This is a genomic window from Brachybacterium subflavum (assembly GCF_009299795.1).
Classification (GTDB): Bacteria; Actinomycetota; Actinomycetes; order Actinomycetales; family Dermabacteraceae; genus Brachybacterium; species Brachybacterium subflavum.
On the sequence record NZ_VIGP01000002.1, the window covers coordinates 167,503 to 183,965 of the forward strand.

A 16,463-nucleotide genomic window follows, 5' to 3' on the forward strand; every position below is an offset into this window, starting at 1 on the left:
CCACAAGATGTACTGAACTACAAGACTGTTATCCACAATCCGATGGTGACGGGCTGTGGATGGACGTGGGTCAGCTGGGGACGAACGCGCATCGTCTGCACGGATGCTGTGGACAGCGCTGTGGAACGTCCCTGTGCACCCCGTCCGACGGTGGACGACGGCTCCCCCGGCAACCCGGCGAACAGTGGCGCGCGCCCCGAAAATCGGTGTCGGATCGGCGTGTCGTCGGCGTGTCGTCCGAACGTCGCCGCCTGTCCCGCCGGAAGGCCCCGCGACGGCCCGTCGTCCACAGCCGGACGATCCCTCGGCGTGTCGTCAGATCCCCGTCGGGAGCGCGGCCGAGCAGATGGACGCGGGCGCCGGCGCCGGCGCCGGATGCGAGCGGGACCCCGGTGCATCTGACGAACGGGTGGGAATGGGGCTCGAATTCCCACCCGTTCGTCAGATCGACCGCCCGCACCGCGGCGGCCGTCCCGCGATCGCGCAGCGGAGCGGGTCACCGACCGGCACGGCCCGGCCCGGCACGGGAGCAGGACCGGCAGAGAGCGCGACAGGGCCGGGTCGGGTCGGGTCGCGACGGCTCGGGGCGGGGCGCCTCGGACCCTCCGGTGAACGGCGCGGGACGCGCCCCGTAGACGAGCGCGCATGCGGCTCAGGAGCGCGGGCGCTCCTCGGCTTCGTCTGCGCCATCCTTCGCCGCATCGTCCGCAGCGGTCGCCCAGGCGTCGCCGTCCGCGGACTCGGCTCCGGTGCTTCCGGTCTCGATCGCATCGCCGACGGACACGGCCGATCCGGAGGTCGCGGTGCCGGACGCCTCAGCGCTGGGGACTGTCGCCCGCGCGGGAGGCGTCACCTCGAGCTGATCGGCGACCGACGAGAGGTCCTCGGTCGGTGCCGCAGGCGGGATCTCACCGGTATCGGCCGACGGTGCCAGCGGACCGATCCTGACGGAGGTCCCCTCGGCCGGCGACGCGGCATCCGTCACCGCGGCCGACTCCCCCTCGGCGTCCGACTCGACGTCCGTCTCAGCATCCCCCTCGGCATCCGTCTCGGCCTCCGTCTCGGCGTCCGTCCCGGCGTCCGTCTCCGGATCCGCCTCGAGGGATCGGCCGTCGGCCTCGACGAGGGTCTCCAGGACCTCGCGCAGGATCTCGACCTGGGCGAGGGCCTCGGCGGCGCCGGCGTGGGGCTCCTTGCCCTTCTCGACGAACTCGTGGAACGCCTCCCACATGGACTCGGCCGCACCGAGGTCGGAGGAGCGGGAGGTGACGACCACGCGGCCGTGCTCCTTCTCGCGCAGGGAGCTGCGGGAGCGCGAGTCCACGAACGACGGCGGCTCGAGAGCGAGGTCGATCCGCTTGCGGGCCGAGAGCACCTCGTAGGTCTCCGAGTACTCGGGGGCGAAGGGGAGGTAGTGCCAGACCAGGCGCACGGGAGCGCCGCCCTCGAGCTCCCCCAGCAGCTCGAGCGAGCCGGGGATGACGCCCTTGGGCCAATGGCGCACGGCGGTGAGCTCGGTGAGCGGACCGTAGATGCGCTCGGTGATCGCGAGCTGGTGGGCGATGCCCGTGAGCAGCCCCTTCACATAGAGGTCGCGATCGCGCTGGGTCGCGCCCTCCCCCGCACCGGCGACGACGGCCTCCTGCAGGGTCTTGCGGCGCTCCTGGCGCTTCTCCGACGGCAGGTCGTAGGCCGAGGCGGTCACGTGCGCGCGTCCGAACAGGGGGCCGGAGGCGGGCATCAGCACCTCGTGGTCGATCATGCGCACGTCGCGCGCGCGGATGTTCTCGACCACCTCCCCGAGCACCTCGTCGTACTGCTGCGGGTAGGCCATCATCACCAGACGTCGGCCCACGAGGCGCTCGAAGTCGCTGATCCTGGCGACCTCCTGGGCCGAGTACCCCAGCGGGGGCTCGACGAGCACGGGGATCCCGCGCCGCAGCAGCAGCAGGAGATCCTCGACGTGCAGGCCGTCGGTCGCGAGGACCGCCGCATCGAGGGCGACGTCCTTCGCGCGCACGGCGGCGATGAGGTCGGCGACGGTCTCGAAGCGATGCTCCTCCTCGACGCCCCAGACGTTGGCCGATTCGCGCCGACGCCGCGGCGAGTGGTCCACGAGAGCGGTCACCGCGAAGCGGTCCCAGCGACGGCGCAGCACGGGCAGATGCACGGCCTGCGCCATCGTTCCGGCACCGATGACGGCGATGTTCAGGATCCTCGGCATGCGGGCGGTTCTCCTCGCGGGATGAGCGGGACGGGCAGGTCAGGGGTGGAGCGGGCCGATCAGGAGCCGGAGCGTGCACGGGCGCGCGCGGGCATGCGCGAGGTGCTCGGGCGCCGCATCCGCGGCCGTCGGCACGTGCCGCTGTTCTACCACAGCGCGCTGATCCGGACCCTCGCGCGGCCCGGGCGGCGAGGGCGCCGACACAGGGTGTGGGAGGCACGACCGAGCGCCGCTATCGTGGTGCCCGTGCCGTTCCTCTACACGCTCACCCGCCCGTTCCTGGGACCCATGTTCACCGCCTATTGGCGCCCCCGCATCACCGGACTCGAGAACATCCCGCGCACCGGCGCGTTCCTGCTGGCCTCCAACCACCTGGCCAACGTGGACAGCTTCCTCATCCCCGTGGTGTCCCCGCGCATGGTCCGGTTCGTCTCCAAGGACGTGTTCTGGAAGACCGGCGGCCTCAAGGGCCGCATCCAGAAGTGGTTCATGAACTCGGTGGGCACGGTGCCGCTGGACCGCGAGGCTCTGAGCTCCGGCCGGGGCGCGCTCGACGCCGCCCTGGACGTGCTGAAGGCCGGCGAGGGCTTCGGCATCTACCCCGAGGGCTCCCGCAGCCGGGACGGACTGCTGCACAAGGGCCAGCCGGGCGCGGCCTGGCTCGCCCTCGAGTCCGGCGCCCCCGTCATCCCGCTGGGGCTCGCCGGCACGCAGAACCTGTTCCTGAAGGGCCGGAAGATGCCCACCCGGTACCGTCCCGACATGCGCTTCGGAGCGCCGATCGATCTCTCGGACCTGCCGACGGACCTGAGCGCGGGCGCCCGCCGGCGCCTGGCCACCGATCGGATCATGACCGAGATCCAGCGTCTCTCCGGCCAGGAGTGGGCGCCCGGTGCCCAGCCCCGCGGCGCGGGGACCGGCGCGAGCGCATAGGATCGTTCTCCCCGCCCGACACAGGAGGTCAACGTGGCAGTGGTGGTCGGCTTCATCCCCACCCCGGTGGGATTCGACGCGCTGGACACGGCGCGCACCGCGGCCGAGGAGCGCGGCGGCCCGCTGATCGTGGTCAACGTGGTCAGGCAGGGCGACGAGCAGGATCCCCGCCACGCCAGCGAGGGTGACCTCGACGCGGCGGCAGACCGCCTGCGCGGCTCGGCCGTGCGGGTCGACATCCGTCAGGAGAGCAGCGAGGACGACATCGCCGACGTCCTGCTGGACACCGTCGAGCGGGAGAAGGCCGAGCTGCTGGTGATCGGTCTGCGTCGCGAGCGCGACGTCGCCCGGCATCTCCTGGGCGTGACCCCGCAGAAGCTGCTGCTCTCCGCCCCCTGCGACGTGCTCGTCGTCTGAGAGCTTCCCCCTCGTCCGGGGGCTTTCCCCTCGTCCGAGGGCGCTCCGCGCGGCCGCGCGCCCACCGGACACAGCGAGGCCCGGACCCGATCGCTCGGGTCCGGGCCTCGCCCGTGCGGCGGCGCCTCAGGGCGCCGCCGGGATGATCGCGGTGATCACTCGGAGCGCGGGTCCGCGCCGGGGACCTGGTCGCCGCCGTTCTCGCGCACGGCCTTCTCGATCCGCTCGCCGACCTCCTGGTCGATGTTCTTCCAGTACTGGAAGGCGTTCGAGAGGACCGGCTCGATCACGGTGGCGAGAGCGCCGGAGACCGTCTCGATGAGACGCTCGCGCTCGCCCTCGTCCATGACCTCGCGGACCAGGGTGTGGGCCTGGCCGAAGTCGTCGTCATCGGAGCGCAGGGTGTAGGCCTGGCGCACCAGGGTGCCGTCGGACTCCCAGCCGTTGTCGACCGGGCCCTGCGCGTCCTGGTACGAGCGTCCGAACGAGTTCGGGGAGTACACCGGGGCGTTGCCGCTGTGGAAGAACTCCATGGAGCCCTCCTTGTCGTAGGAGTTGGTCTCCACGACAGGGCGGTTCACGGGCAGCTGGTTGAAGTTGGTGCCCAGGCGGTTGCGCTGCGCGTCCGGGTAGGAGAACACGCGGCCCAGCAGCATCTTGTCGGGCGAGACGCCGGTGCCGGGCACGAGGTTCGAGGGGCTGAAGGCGGCCTGCTCGACCTGCGCGAAGTGGTTGACCGGGTTCTGGTTCAGGGTGAAGCGGCCGACGGGGATGCGCGGGTAGTCCTTCTTCGACCAGGTCTTCGTGAGGTCGAAGGGGTTGAAGCGGTAGGTCTTCGCATCCTCGTAGGGCATGACCTGCACCTCGAGCTTCCAGGACGGGAAGTCGCCGCTGTCGATCGACTCGAAGAGGTCGCGGCGGTGGTAGTCGCCGTCCAGGCCGGCGAGCTCGTCGGCCTCGTCGTTGGTGAGGTACTCCAGGCCCTGCTCGGTGAGGAAGTGGTACTTGACCCAGAACTTCTCGCCGGCCTCGTTGACCCACAGGTAGGTGTGGGAGGAGTAGCCGTTCATGTGGCGCCAGCTCTTGGGCAGGCCGCGGTCGCCCATGAGGTAGGAGACCTGGTGGGCGCTCTCCGGGGAGAGGGTCCAGAAGTCCCACTGCATCGTGTTGTCGCGCAGGCCGGAGTCCGGGGTGCGCTTCTGGGAGTGGATGAAGTCGGGGAACTTCATGGGATCGCGGACGAAGAACACCGGGGTGTTGTTCCCGACGATGTCGAAGTTGCCCTCCTGGGTGTAGAACTTCAGCGCGAAGCCGCGCACGTCACGCCAGGTGTCGGGAGAGCCGAGCTCGCCGGCCACGGTGGAGAACCGCGCGAGCATCGGGGTCTTGGCGCCCTTCTGGAAGAGGCCGGCCTTCGTGTACTGCGAGACGTCCTCGGTGATCTCGAGCTCGCCGAAGGCGCCGGAGCCCTTGGCGTGCGGGCTGCGCTCCGGGATGCGCTCGCGGTCGAAGCGCGCGAGCTTCTCGACGAGGGCGACGTCGTGGAGCATCAGAGGACCGTCGGGGCCGACGGAGAGGGAGTTCGCATCGCTCTCGCGCGGGGCGCCGTTCTCGGTGGACGAGGGGATGGTCGGCGTGGTGTCGCCGGTGGGGTCGAACGTGGTCACGATCTCTCCTTCTCGGGGCGAGCCCCGGCAGCGTTCGCCGGGACGTTGGGGGTCCCGCACCGCTCGGGCGAGAGCGGTGCGGGGGTTCGCAGTTCTTCGCAGTGTTCGACGGATGTCGCTGGGATCGACGGAACTCAGATCAGCAGATCTCAGCCGGCCGCGGCGCCGCTCGGGACCGCGGTCCCGGGAGACGCCGACGCCGTGCGGCATGCGGAGCACACGCCGCGGAACAGCACCTCCGCGACCTCGATCTCGAAACCGTGGTCGTGGGAGGGCGTCAGGCACGGCGCCTCGCCGACCGTGCAGGGCACGTCCTCGAGGCGACCGCACACCCGGCACACCATGTGGTGGTGGTTGTCGTGCCGGTGGATCTCGTAGCGGGCGGCGCTGCGGGCGCCGGTGGCGACGCGGCGCAGCAGGCCCGCATCGGTGAGCGCGTGCAGCACGTCGTAGACGGCCTGGCGCGACACCGTGCCGAGTCGTTCGCGCACCGCGGCGGCGATGTCATCCGCCTCGGCATGCTGACACTCGGCGACGACCGCGAGCGTCGCCAGCCGCGGTGCGGTGACGCGCAGACCCGCGGAACGCAGGTCGCCTGCCATGTCGGTCGTCATGGCACCAGGCTACTACGTTTTCTGGACCAGATCCAGAAGATGACCGCGTCAAGCTTGTGTCACGCACGACCATCAATGGTTTTCTGACACACCGCGACCCGATCGCCATATGCGATCGGGTCGCGGCAGGCGATGCCTTCGTGTCAATCAGGCACCGGCACGATCACCTCGGCTGCTTGCAGAGCCAGGGGAACGTCGGCGCCACCCAGCAGAGGAAGGCAGGCTGGACCAACGGCGAGTTGGCGGAGACTCCCCCTTCGACGGCGCGCTCCTGGGGACTGGCGGTCGTGCTCTCGGCACCGGCATTGATGACGGCGGGACTCTCGGCGGCGAGCGCGGCGCTCGGCAGGGCGAAGGTGCCCGCACAGAGTGCAGCCGCAGCGAGAAGGGTGGTCGCGGGACGAGTGAAGGAACGAAGCGAACGAGACATGACGGAACTCCTCGGGTGTATCTCCAGGTGAACGGGCAGTGAATGGCCCGACGACCAGGTGCGGACCCGCGCTCCACACACCGCAGTCGGATCTGGAGTCAGGAAGGGCCGCGGTCGTGCTCGCACACTACGCTGGGCACGATGGCTTCCCACGCGCACGACGCGACCGACGATGTCGTCACGGCGAGCCCCCGCGGCCGACGCGACGGCGCTGCTCGTCGCGCCCACGCAGGTCCCATGAAGTCGTCGGGGAGCCTCCTCGGCTCCCCGCGGCTCACCCTCAGCGCTGCCATCGCTCTCGCGTTCTTCCTCGCCGTGATCATCATTCCCACGACTTTTCCTTCGGGCGCCGCCTCCGTCCTCATGGGAATCGGGCTGAGCATCGGGGGAGGTCTGTCCATCACTAGGCCTGTCGCCGGCGGCGTCCTCATCGGCCTCGTCCTGACCGTTGCCATCCTGGATCCGGCGTCCTCACCCGGGCTCGGAGTGCTGGTGCCGCCGATCGCTCTCGCCGCCTGCGCGGGTGAGGGACGACTGCTCCCGGGAATCGCCATAGGTCTCTGGCACACCACGGTGATCACCGTGGCCGCCGAGCGCACGATGAACACGACCGCGGACCTGGTCACCAACGCCCTCGTCTGGATCTTCATGCTCACGGTCGCCTACCTTCTGGGCGCCCTGTGGCGTTCGATGATCCTGCGGCTCGCAGCCGAGCGCGCCCGCCACGCCTTCGACCTCGCCGAGCAGCGCCGCGCCATCGCGCGCGACCTGCACGACACGGGGGTCCGGGCGATCACCGAGGTCATCCTGCTCGCGGAGACCGCGCAGCACGCCGACGGCGTCTCCCCCGCGGAGGCCGAGGCGTTCGCGAGGATCTCGCGCACCGCCCGCCTCTCGACCGACGAGCTGCGCAGCCTCATGGACTCGCTGCGCACGGACGTGCCTGTCGACAGGGCCACGGGTCCGACGACCTACGGCGCCACGGTCCACGCGGCGAGCTGGGACGATGCGCTCCAGGCCGCGCGCGATCGGCTGCAGGCCGCGGACTTCACCGTGAACCTCAGCTCGGAGTCCGATGCGCCGGTGCCGCCGTCGGCCACCCCCGTGCTCTCGCGCTGCCTGTGGGAGATCGTGGCCAACGTGATCCGCCACGCCGACGGCGAGTACCCGGTCGCGATCATGTCCGCGTCCATGTCGGATGGTGTGGAACTGCTGGTCCGCAATACGATCGACCACGACCCCGTCGTCCGCGTGGACGGCGGCGACGGTCTTCGGGGCCTCGGCGAACAGCTCGAGGCCGCCGGCGGATCCATCGAGACCCAGCGCGACGGGGACACCTTCCTCACTCGCATCCAGCTTCCCACCGATACCGACCGGTAACGGCCCGACCGACGCTCGCGCCCCATCGCCCCGAGAGGACGACGCCCCTATGATCACCGTGCTGATCTGCGACGACGACCCCATCGTCCGCACAGCTCTCGAGGGCTACCTCGCCCGGGAGGACGACGTGCGCGTGGAGCGGTCGGTCGACAGCGCGGAGGCTGCTCTCGAGGTCCTGGATGCGGCGGCGCCCGACGTGGTGCTCATGGACCTGGTGCTGCCGGGCATGGACGGCATCGCCGCGACGCGTCGGATCAGTGCCCGTCCCGGATCGCCCGCCGTCATGGTGCTCACGACCTTCGGCACCGAGGAGCAGGTCGCGGCGGCGATCAGCGCGGGCGCTGTGGGCTTCCTGCTGAAGTCGACCACCGCTGCGGCCCTTGCCGCGGCCGTGCGCGCGGCGGCGGTGCGCGCGGGGACCGTGATCACCCCGGAGCTCGCTGCGCATCTCGCGCAGACCGCGTCGAAGGAGAGCGGCGACGGCTCGCTCGCCCCGCAGGCCAGCGCCGAGCGATCTCCCTCCCCATCCACGCACCCGCAGGACGGCACCTCGCCGGACGCCGCCGGCGGCTCGATGCCGCTCCCCGTGGCATCCCCGACCTCGGACGACGCCGACGGGCCCCGGGAGGCCGACGCCGCCGCGGCGCGCTTCGCCCTCACCGACCGCGAGCGGGATGTCCTCGAGCTCGTCTGCGAGGCGGAGTCCAACGCGCGCATCGCCGAGCGCCTGAGCCTCTCGGAGTCCACGGTGAAGTCGCACGTCGGCTCCCTGATGACGAAGCTCGACTGCTCCTCGCGCCTGCAGGTCGCGGTGCGCGCCTTCGAGCTGGGGCTCGTGTCCGCTCCCCATCGCAGGCAGTGAACGAACCACCCAAGGGCGAGGACGGGAAGTAGGCGAACGGGAGCGGGCGGACGGCGTTCCCGATCCGCAGAGGACGCACACGAGCACGACGATCACGCAGCACGCAGCACGCACAAAGGGCAACGCCCCCGGCCTTCTCAGGTCAGGGGCGTTGCGTGATGCTCCTCAGTCGTCCAGGTGGTCGATGGCGTAATCCGCCTCTTCCTGGGTGAACTGCTCGCCGTACTCCGAGGTGAGCTGGTCGCGAATCTCCTCGTTGGACATGGACATCGTCTCCCGGTAGCTCTTCGCGGACTTCACAGCGTTGGCCTTCCAATCAGCATCGACGTTGTCCACGGCGTACTGCGCGGCGTCATCGGGGAACTGGCCGCCGGCATCCGCCGTCAGCTGGTCGAAGAGTCCCTTCTTCGACATGGGGAAGGTCTCCAGGTAGCTCTCGGCCTGGTTCAGCGCCGCCTCGTACTCAGCGGGGACATCACCCGACTTGTCGTCCGCCTTCTCGTCCTCGGACTTCTCGTCCTGAGTCGCCTCGTCCTCAGTCGTCTTTTCGGCTTTCTCCTCGGAGGCGCTCTCGTCGCCATCCGTTGTCTGCTCCTGGCTGGTGGCCGCGCTCGACTCCACCGACGACTCGTCATCGGAGCCTCCCCCGCTCATGGCGGTGGCAATGACCGCGATGATCACGATCACGAGCACGAGCACAGCGCAACCGCCGCAGCCGAGCCCGATCCATTTCCCCTTTCCGGACTTCTTGGCCGGTGCCGGCTGCTGAGAGCCGGTCTGCCCATCGGGCTGAGGCCCGAACTGCGGTGCCGGCGGGGGTGTCGAATTCTCTGTCATGGCGGTTCCTTCGAGGAGGTGGGGGCGATGCTCGCTCAGTATCTGGTTACCAACTGGTCGTTTCGGGCGAAGTTACGCATTTGAGACCCACCGTGACCTAACTGAGACGCAGGTCAGCGCCGAGTTCGTCGATAACTGCGAACACCGCGCCGCGGAGTACCGAGAAAGAGAGGAGGAGTCCGGCAGTCGTGCTCGAAGAGCCCCACCGCGCTTCTCACACCGGCGATGCGTGATGCGTGTCTGCATTCGCTCGGTCGGAGCGCCATGACGAATCGCGGACGGGGCATGGGACGGGGAACGGAAGCAGACGGCCTGAACAGCCGATCAGCTCCGCGGCCGCCACGATCGGCGGCCCGGGTGCCTCCGTGTACTGCGCCGCCGCGAGTGGTGAACATCGGGGGCGCTCGTGGCGGGAGCTGCCCGGTCGCGGCTCGTCAGATGCCGAAGGGCTCCGTGTAGCCGACGACCCCATCCGGCAGGGGCCCGGCGTCGTCGAGAACCTTCACCATCAACGCGTCCGCGGGCACGTCGATGCTCAGCCGGATGCCCTGGGGGATCGCCGGCTCGAAACCGAACCGCGGGTAGTAGCCAGGATGACCGAGCACCACGACGAACGCTCGCCCTGAGCCCCCGCAGCATCGAGGAGCGCGCGGATCACGGCGGTTCCCGCACCACGGCCCTGGGCTTCAGGAAGCACCGCGCAGGGGGCGAGGCACAGGGCCGGGACGTTCCCTATGCGGCATCTCGTCAGCAGGGCGTGGGCAACGACCTGTGAGTCCTGCGCGCACGCGACGTACGACAGTCCTGGGATCCATGCCGGATCCGTGCGAAGCCTGTCGACGAGATCGGCCTCGTCCGACGTCTCGAATGCGGACCGGTTCACCATCCGCACGGCCTCTACGTCTCCCGGCGCCTCCGGGCGGACCACCCATTCGCACTCACTTATCACCCGGCGACCCTACCCGTCGGACAGCTCACAGCAGTGAGCTCCCGCAGGAGCCCGGCTCGCTCTCACCCCTGGGCGGCCCCGGTCCCCGCGGAACCCCGGTGAGCGCATGGAAGCGCACGGGCCACAGCACTCCGACGCCGCCCGGACGCATCGATGCACGCCATGTATGCACCCTCAGGTCGGTCCCACGCCGCACGGAAACGGCCCCTCCCCAGCAACGTGGCGGGTAAGGGGCCGTTCTCGTGAGCCGCCTGCCGGAATCGAACCGGCGACCTATTCATTACGAGTGAATCGCTCTACCGACTGAGCTAAGGCGGCGTGTCTGCAGCGCACTGCGGACCCGGCTACTCTACGAGAACTCCACCGGGAGGTGCAAAGCGGAGCGGTGAGCGACGCACCACACTGCCGTCTCGCGCTCGTCCACCGTCAGCATGTCAGACCTCGTCAGCAGATCAAGCCTCGTCAGCAGGTCAGCCCCTTCTCCGGCGAGGTGCCGTCCACGAGGTAGGCGTCCACGGCGTCCTCGACGCAGCCGCCGCTGCGGCCGTAGGCGGTGTGGCCGTCGCCGTCGAAGGTGATGAGCGTCGAGTTGTCTAGCTGGGAGTCGAGGCTCTTCGCCCACGCGTACGGGGTCGCCGGGTCGCGGGTCGTGCCGATCACGACGATCTGGTCGCTCCCCTTCGCGTGGACCTCGGCGGGCTCGCGCAGCGGCTTGACGGGCCAGGTGTCGCACATGGCCTGCGAGTAGTCGGTCATCCCCGCGGCCGGGTACTCCTTCAGCAGCCGGGCGCTCTCCTGCTTCTGCCAGTCCAGGGAGGCGACGCCGGGGTGGTCCAGGCAGTTCACGGCGTTGATCGCGTACAGGTCGTTGCCCTTGTAGCTGCCGTCGTCCTGGCGGCCGGCGGAGAGGTCGGCGAGCGCGAGCAGTGTGGAGCCGTCGCCGTCGGACGCGTCGCTGAGCGCCTGCACGCCCAGGCTCCAGTATTCGTCGCTGTACATCATCATCTGCACGCCGGCGGTCGCGAGCGCACCGGTGAGCGGACGGTCGGGGTCCTTGGTGCTGATCGGGTCGTCGGAGATGGAGTCGAGGAGGGCGGTGAGCTCCTTCGTGGCCTCCTCGGGCGTGGAGCCCGTGAGCGGGCAGTCCTCGCGCTCGATGCAGAACTTCGCGAACTGCTCGGTGGCCTGCTGGAAGCCTTTCGCCTGGCCCTCGACGATCTGGTCGCCGGTGAGGCTCGGATCCATGACGCCGTCGAGCACGAAGCGGCCCACGCGGTCCGGGTAGAGGTCGGCGTAGGTCGCGCCGAGGTACGTGCCGTAGGAGAAGCCCAGGTAGTTCAGGGAGTCGTCGCCCACCGCCGAGCGCAGCACGTCCATGTCCCGCGCGGCGGAGTACGTGTCGAGATAGGGCAGCAGGTCGCCGGAGCTCTTCTCGCAGGCGTCGGAGATCTTCTGCATCCAGTCCAGGGACTTCGTCAGCCCCTCCGGGGTGCCGCCGTCGTAGGTGTCCGCCCGGTACTCGTCGGTCTGCGAGTCGTCGAGGCATTCGATGCCCTCGGAGCGGGACACGCCCCGGGGGTCGAAGCTGATGAGGTCGAAGTTCTCCCGGACCTTCTGGCTGAACAGGTAGTCGCCGCTCTGGGCGAGGAAGTCGACGCCGGACCCTCCGGGGCCGCCCGGGTTCGTCAGCAGCGACCCCTTCGCCTCGCCGGTCGCCGGCAGGCGCACGAGCGAGATCTCGACGTCGCCCGCGCTCGGGTCGTCCCAGGCCTTGGGGACCTTCACGGTGGTGCACTGCAGGCCCTGCACGGCGGCCTCGTCGAGCACGTCCTGCCCGCAGCCCTCCCAGACGGCGTCCTGGTCGTAGAAGTCCGCGTAGGCGGAATCCTGCGCGGGGTCCGACGGCAGGTCCTGCGCGTGAGAGGTGCCGAGCTCGGCGAGCGCCGTGGTCGAGCCGTCGTCGCCGCCCGTCCCCGAGCCGCCGTCGCTCGCGGACTCCGCGTCGGAGCCGCCGGAGCGCCCGTCGGCGCCGTCCGCTCCCCCGTCCAGCAGGCTGCACCCGGAGACCAGGAGGGCGGTCGCGGCGGCGCCGGCGAGGACGCGCAGGGCGCCTCGGCGCGATCGGGTGCGCTGCATGGGGAAGCTCCTGGGGTGGGGTGCGGGGTGCCCGCCCATCCTAGGGGCGGGCGCTCTCGGCGGCCCGCTCAGGCGGGGCCGTCGGCCGGTCCTTCGGCAGGTGCGTCGCAAGGTCCGACGGCCGGTCCGTCAGCCGATCTCCCGACGCGCCCAGCGCACGGCCCCGGCGACCAGCGGGATGAGGATGAGCAGCACGATCGCGCCGATCGCCGAGACCCGCACGTCGCCGGCGGCGAGGGAGTCCGCGGCGCTCGTGAGGTCGACGTAGCGCATCACGTCCGCGACGGTCTCGGAGCCGAGGGCCCCGACCATCGTGGTGGCGACGTTGACGACGAAGGGCAGCACGACGGCGATGACCATCGCCAGCGCGGTGCCCTGCAGCAGCGCGGCGCAGGCGACGGCGAACAGGGTGCCCAGCAGCAGCTCGAGGCCGGTGCTGCGCAGGATCTCGCCGACGTTCTCGTAGGAGGCCCCGGCGCCCGAGATCGCGCCGACGAGGGCCGCGAGTCCGATGGCGACCCCGAAGGACACCGCCGTCACCACGAGGGCGATGATGAGCGCCGCAGCGATCTTGGACGCCAGCACGCCGGTGCGGCGCGGGCGCAGCAGGAAGGTCTGCTGGATCGCGCCGGGCCTCTCCCCCACCAGCGTGAGCACGGTGAGCACGGGCAGGACGACGGCCAGGACCAGGGCGACGGCGATGATCGCGCCGTAGACGATCACCGGGGAGTCCTCGAGGATCAGCGGCTGCAGTGCGGTCGAGAGCACGGCCATGCCGAGCAGGGCGACGGCGCTGACGGCGAGCAGGATGCGCATCGCGAGGGTGTCGAGCACCTGTCGCAGGTCGAGCAGCGGGCGGAAGGTGCCGGGGCCGGAGGCGCCGGCGGAGGTGCCGGCGGCGGCGAGCGCAGGGGATGCGGTGGTCATGATCAGGCCTCCTGGGAGGTGGTCGGTGCGGCGGCTGCGGCCGTCGTCGGAGCGGGGCGCGGCGCCTGGCCGTCCTCGGTGAGGGAGAAGAAGACGTCCTCGAGGGAGCCGTCGCTCAGGCGCTGCAGCTCGGTGAGGACGAGGCTGTGCTCGAGGGCCAGATGGCCGACGTCGGCCGGCTCGAGGGCGAGGGTGAAGGAGCCGTCGCTGCCGCGGGTCGCGCCGACGCCGCTGGCCTCGACCGCGCGGCGCAGGGCCTCGGGGTCGAGGGCCGCGACACGGGTGCCGCCCTGGGCGGTGACGTCCTCGAGGCTGCCCTCGGCGACGAGCCGGCCGTGGGCGATCATGGCGACGCGGTCCACGGTGGCCTGCACCTCGGCGAGCTGGTGGCTCGAGAGCAGCACGGTGCCGCCGGCGTCGGCGAAGGAGCGCAGGAGCCGGCGCATCCAGCGGATGCCCTCGGGGTCCAGGCCGTTCGCGGGCTCATCGAGGATGAGCGCGGCGGGGTCGCCGATGAGGGCGACGCCGATGCCGAGCCGCTGCCGCATGCCGTAGGAGTACCCGCGCACGCGCTTGCGACCGGCCCCGGCCAGGCCCACCATCTCCAGGACCTCGTCGGCGCGGGAGGCGGGCATGCCGCAGGTGCGGGCCGCCAGGCGCAGGGTCTCCAGGCCCGTACGGCCGGGATGCAGGGTGCGGGCATCGAGCATGACGCCGATGACGCGGCCGGGCTGCGGGATCGTGCGGAAGGGCATGCCGCCCACGAGCGCCGTGCCCGCGTCGGCCTCGGCGAGACCGGTGAGGATCCGCAGGGTCGTGGACTTCCCGGCGCCGTTGGGGCCGAGGAAGCCGGTCACCGTGCCGGGTTCGCACAGCAGGTCGAGCCCGTCGACGGCCGTCTGCTCTCCGTAGGTCTTGCGCAGGGACTCGATGCGCAGGTCGACGCTCGCGTCGCTCCGACGGGTCCCTGCGGACTCGGTGCCGCGAGCCTCGGTGGGGGTGCTGGTGGTGGTCATGGCTCCACCCTGTCGGGCGGCGGAAGGGGGCGGATCCTCCCGCGGGTCCGCCGGTGCCCGACTTTGGTCGTCTCGCACTGCCGTGCGGAGTAGGCCGAAGGTACGGCGGGCGGCGACGGGCGGCCGAGGCGTCGACGCCGTCCTCGCTGGCTACAGTGGCCCGATGGAGGAGTGCTGATGACGCGGCGGAGAGCGCACGAGCTTCGCGCCGCGCGCGAGGGACGGGCCGAGGGACGCGATCCCGCCGGCGCCGGGTGGGTGGAACGCGCCTGGGTCGATGTCGCGCTCGTCGTCGCCGTGCTCGCCGAGGGGGTCGCGCGCCCCGTCTGGCACGTGCCCTTCAGCCACGGCGACGACCCGGTCGCGATCGGGGTCGGCGTCCTCGCGGGGCTCACGCTGCTGGCGCGGCGCCGCACCTGGCGCTGGCTGCTGCCGCTCGTGCTCGTGGTCAACGTGCTGGGCGCCTCGCAGGTGGTGCTCGCGATCGCCTCCTTCGCGCTCGCCGGGCGCCTGCGGGGACGCTGGCAGCCGCTCGGGGCGATGGCCCTCGCGGTCCTCACGGGAGTGCTCCCGCACCTCGCGATCCCGCTGCGGCCCTCGGTGGCAGGCGCGCTGGTGAGCGGCCTGGTCGCGGCTATCGCGGCGGTCGCCGGGATGTACATGCGGGCCCGCGCCGACCTGCTCGCGGAGCTCACGGCCCGAGCGGAGGAGGCCGAGCATCGCAGGTCGACGGCCGAGCAGGACGCACGGCGGGCCGAGCGCACGCGCATCGCCCGGGAGATGCACGACATCGTCGCCCACAAGATCTCGCTGGTCGCGCTGCAGGCCGGCGCGCTCGAGGTGAACCAGAACCTCGAGCGCGAGGAGGTCTCGCGCTCGGCCGGGCTGATCCGCCAGACTGCGGCCGACGCCCTCTCCGAACTGCGCGAGGTGCTCGGCGTGCTGCGCGGCGAGGAGGAGGCGGCGCCTCTGAACCCCCAGCCCACCTGGGAGGACGTGCGGCGCCTGGTGACCTCGACGAAGGAGGCCGGGGTGCAGGTCGAGCTGTTCGACTTCATCGACGACCCGGTCCCCGACGCCCTCGCGCGCACCGCCTACCGGGTGGTGCAGGAGGGGCTGACGAACATCCACAAGCACGCCCGGCACACGCGGGCGAGGATCGCGCTGATCGGCGAGCCGGGCGACGACCTGCTGATCGAGATCAGTAATGTGCTCCCGAAGGGGTTCACGACGGATCTGCCCGGGGCGCGGATGGGTCTCTCGGGCATCGAGACGCGGGTGACGCATGCCGGCGGCACGATCACGTCGGGCCCCACGGACGACGGACGTTTCGAGGTGAAGGCGGTGATCCCGTGGCCGATTCCGCAGGGGTGAACGAGAGCCCGGCGAGCACCGGGGTGAAGAGGATCGCCCTGGTCGACGACGACTCGCTGGTGCGGGCCGGGCTCGCGATGATCCTGGGCGCGGATCCGGGCATCGAGGTCGTCGGCGAGGGGTCCGACGGCACTCAGGCGGTGACGCTCGTGCAGAAGCACCGCCCCGACGTGCTGCTGATGGACGTGAGGATGCCCGGGATGGACGGCATCGCGGCGACCCGCGCGGTGTGCGCGCAGTCGGAGCCGCCGAAGATCATCATGCTCACGACCTTCGACATGGACGAGTACGTCTTCGAGGCCCTCGAGGCCGGGGCCAGCGGGTTCCTGCTCAAGGACACTCCCCCGCAGGACCTGATCCGCGCCGTGCACGTGGTCGCCCAGGGGGACGCGATGCTCGCTCCCACCGTCACCCGGCGCATGCTCTCGCACTTCTCGCAGTCCAACCCCGGGTCGCGCAGCGCCGACCATGCGGGCCTGGATCAGCTCACCGAGCGCGAGACGGAGGTGCTGGGGTCCGTCGGCGCCGGACTGTCCAACGCGCAGATCGGCGAGCGCCTGTTCATGAGCGAGGCCACCGTGAAGGCCCACGTCTCGAAGATCTTCGCGAAGCTCGACTGCTCGAACCGCGTGCAGATCGCGATCATCGCCCACGAGGCCGGGCTGAGCGACGGGCTCGACGCCGACTGAGAGCGGCC

Annotated in this window: 16 protein-coding genes and 1 tRNA gene; 6 read left to right on the forward strand and 11 right to left on the reverse strand. The window is 71.0% G+C overall.

Annotated elements, in window-relative coordinates:
- Positions 1-652: 652 nt before the first annotated feature.
- Positions 653-2,224: a Gfo/Idh/MocA family oxidoreductase gene (locus FHG10_RS04610; RefSeq protein ID WP_152352164.1), complete on the reverse strand. Its 1,572-nt coding sequence runs from the start codon at positions 2,222-2,224 to the stop codon at positions 653-655.
- Positions 2,225-2,245: 21 nt separating this feature from the next.
- Between FHG10_RS04610 and FHG10_RS04615 the strand changes: the two genes are divergently transcribed.
- A complete protein-coding gene (locus FHG10_RS04615; RefSeq protein WP_227488033.1) occupies positions 2,246-3,157 on the forward strand; it encodes a lysophospholipid acyltransferase family protein in 912 nt (303 codons plus the stop codon).
- A gap of 33 nt (positions 3,158-3,190) precedes the next feature.
- Positions 3,191-3,574 carry a universal stress protein gene (locus FHG10_RS04620; protein WP_152352165.1) on the forward strand — a complete coding sequence of 128 codons (384 nt, stop codon included), beginning with the start codon at positions 3,191-3,193 and terminating at the stop codon, positions 3,572-3,574.
- 155 nt (positions 3,575-3,729) lie between these two features.
- On the opposite strand, the gene FHG10_RS04625 is transcribed toward FHG10_RS04620, so the two are convergent.
- The 3 genes from FHG10_RS04625 to FHG10_RS04635 form a co-directional block, all read right to left on the reverse strand.
- Positions 3,730-5,241 carry a catalase gene (locus FHG10_RS04625; RefSeq protein ID WP_152352166.1) on the reverse strand — a complete coding sequence of 504 codons (1,512 nt, stop codon included), beginning with the start codon at positions 5,239-5,241 and terminating at the stop codon, positions 3,730-3,732.
- Between the two features lie 149 nt (positions 5,242-5,390).
- Entirely contained in the window at positions 5,391-5,855 is a 465-nt protein-coding gene (locus tag FHG10_RS04630; protein ID WP_152352167.1) for a Fur family transcriptional regulator, read from the reverse strand.
- A 163-nt stretch (positions 5,856-6,018) separates the two neighbouring features.
- Entirely contained in the window at positions 6,019-6,285 is a 267-nt protein-coding gene (locus FHG10_RS04635; RefSeq protein WP_152352168.1) for a hypothetical protein, read from the reverse strand.
- A gap of 141 nt (positions 6,286-6,426) precedes the next feature.
- Here FHG10_RS04635 and FHG10_RS04640 point away from each other — a divergent pair, with 141 nt between their 5' ends.
- The gene (locus tag FHG10_RS04640; RefSeq protein WP_193636199.1) at positions 6,427-7,665 is read left to right on the forward strand and encodes a sensor histidine kinase; all 1,239 of its coding nucleotides are present in this window, start codon (positions 6,427-6,429) and stop codon (positions 7,663-7,665) included.
- 49 nt (positions 7,666-7,714) lie between these two features.
- Complete coding sequence (locus tag FHG10_RS18175) at positions 7,715-8,527, forward strand: response regulator transcription factor (RefSeq protein WP_227488034.1); 813 nt, start codon at positions 7,715-7,717, stop codon at positions 8,525-8,527.
- A 165-nt stretch (positions 8,528-8,692) separates the two neighbouring features.
- On the opposite strand, the gene FHG10_RS04655 is transcribed toward FHG10_RS18175, so the two are convergent.
- From FHG10_RS04655 to FHG10_RS04680, 7 genes are all read right to left on the reverse strand, one after another.
- A complete protein-coding gene (locus tag FHG10_RS04655; RefSeq protein WP_152352170.1) occupies positions 8,693-9,364 on the reverse strand; it encodes an Ltp family lipoprotein in 672 nt (223 codons plus the stop codon).
- A 434-nt stretch (positions 9,365-9,798) separates the two neighbouring features.
- Positions 9,799-9,969, reverse strand: a complete 171-nt coding sequence (locus FHG10_RS18180) for a hypothetical protein (protein ID WP_227488098.1) — start codon at positions 9,967-9,969, stop codon at positions 9,799-9,801.
- Complete coding sequence (locus FHG10_RS04660; RefSeq protein WP_227488035.1) at positions 9,900-10,250, reverse strand: GNAT family N-acetyltransferase; 351 nt, start codon at positions 10,248-10,250, stop codon at positions 9,900-9,902. The genes FHG10_RS18180 and FHG10_RS04660 overlap by 70 nt, the downstream gene beginning before the upstream one ends.
- Before the next feature lie 308 nt (positions 10,251-10,558).
- Positions 10,559-10,631 (reverse strand) — tRNA-Thr (locus FHG10_RS04665).
- A 144-nt stretch (positions 10,632-10,775) separates the two neighbouring features.
- Positions 10,776-12,449 (reverse strand): alpha/beta hydrolase, encoded by a 1,674-nt coding sequence (locus FHG10_RS04670; protein WP_152352171.1) that lies wholly within the window; start codon positions 12,447-12,449, stop codon positions 10,776-10,778.
- Positions 12,450-12,578: 129 nt separating this feature from the next.
- The gene (locus FHG10_RS04675; protein WP_152352172.1) at positions 12,579-13,376 is read right to left on the reverse strand and encodes a hypothetical protein; all 798 of its coding nucleotides are present in this window, start codon (positions 13,374-13,376) and stop codon (positions 12,579-12,581) included.
- A 2-nt stretch (positions 13,377-13,378) separates the two neighbouring features.
- The gene (locus FHG10_RS04680) at positions 13,379-14,392 is read right to left on the reverse strand and encodes an ABC transporter ATP-binding protein (protein WP_152352173.1); all 1,014 of its coding nucleotides are present in this window, start codon (positions 14,390-14,392) and stop codon (positions 13,379-13,381) included.
- A 177-nt stretch (positions 14,393-14,569) separates the two neighbouring features.
- Between FHG10_RS04680 and FHG10_RS04685 the strand changes: the two genes are divergently transcribed.
- Both FHG10_RS04685 and FHG10_RS04690 read left to right on the forward strand, forming a co-directional pair.
- Positions 14,570-15,766: a sensor histidine kinase gene (locus tag FHG10_RS04685; protein WP_152352174.1), complete on the forward strand. Its 1,197-nt coding sequence runs from the start codon at positions 14,570-14,572 to the stop codon at positions 15,764-15,766.
- A complete protein-coding gene (locus tag FHG10_RS04690) occupies positions 15,745-16,455 on the forward strand; it encodes a response regulator (protein ID WP_264674025.1) in 711 nt (236 codons plus the stop codon). Before FHG10_RS04685 ends, FHG10_RS04690 begins: the two co-directional genes overlap by 22 nt.
- Positions 16,456-16,463: the final 8 nt, after the last annotated feature.

Coding starts and splice junctions, on each gene's coding strand:
- FHG10_RS04610 (WP_152352164.1), bottom strand. CDS start 2,224: ATGCCGAGGATCCTGAACATCGCCGTCATCGGTGCCGGAACGATGGCG.
- FHG10_RS04615 (WP_227488033.1), top strand. CDS start 2,246: ATGAGCGGGACGGGCAGGTCAGGGGTGGAGCGGGCCGATCAGGAGCCG.
- FHG10_RS04630 (WP_152352167.1), bottom strand. CDS start 5,855: ATGACGACCGACATGGCAGGCGACCTGCGTTCCGCGGGTCTGCGCGTC.
- FHG10_RS04635 (WP_152352168.1), bottom strand. CDS start 6,285: ATGTCTCGTTCGCTTCGTTCCTTCACTCGTCCCGCGACCACCCTTCTC.
- FHG10_RS04640 (WP_193636199.1), top strand. CDS start 6,427: ATGGCTTCCCACGCGCACGACGCGACCGACGATGTCGTCACGGCGAGC.
- FHG10_RS18175 (WP_227488034.1), top strand. CDS start 7,715: ATGATCACCGTGCTGATCTGCGACGACGACCCCATCGTCCGCACAGCT.
- FHG10_RS04655 (WP_152352170.1), bottom strand. CDS start 9,364: ATGACAGAGAATTCGACACCCCCGCCGGCACCGCAGTTCGGGCCTCAG.
- FHG10_RS04660 (WP_227488035.1), bottom strand. CDS start 10,250: ATGGTGAACCGGTCCGCATTCGAGACGTCGGACGAGGCCGATCTCGTC.
- FHG10_RS04670 (WP_152352171.1), bottom strand. CDS start 12,449: ATGCAGCGCACCCGATCGCGCCGAGGCGCCCTGCGCGTCCTCGCCGGC.
- FHG10_RS04675 (WP_152352172.1), bottom strand. CDS start 13,376: ATGACCACCGCATCCCCTGCGCTCGCCGCCGCCGGCACCTCCGCCGGC.
- FHG10_RS04680 (WP_152352173.1), bottom strand. CDS start 14,392: ATGACCACCACCAGCACCCCCACCGAGGCTCGCGGCACCGAGTCCGCA.
- FHG10_RS04685 (WP_152352174.1), top strand. CDS start 14,570: ATGACGCGGCGGAGAGCGCACGAGCTTCGCGCCGCGCGCGAGGGACGG.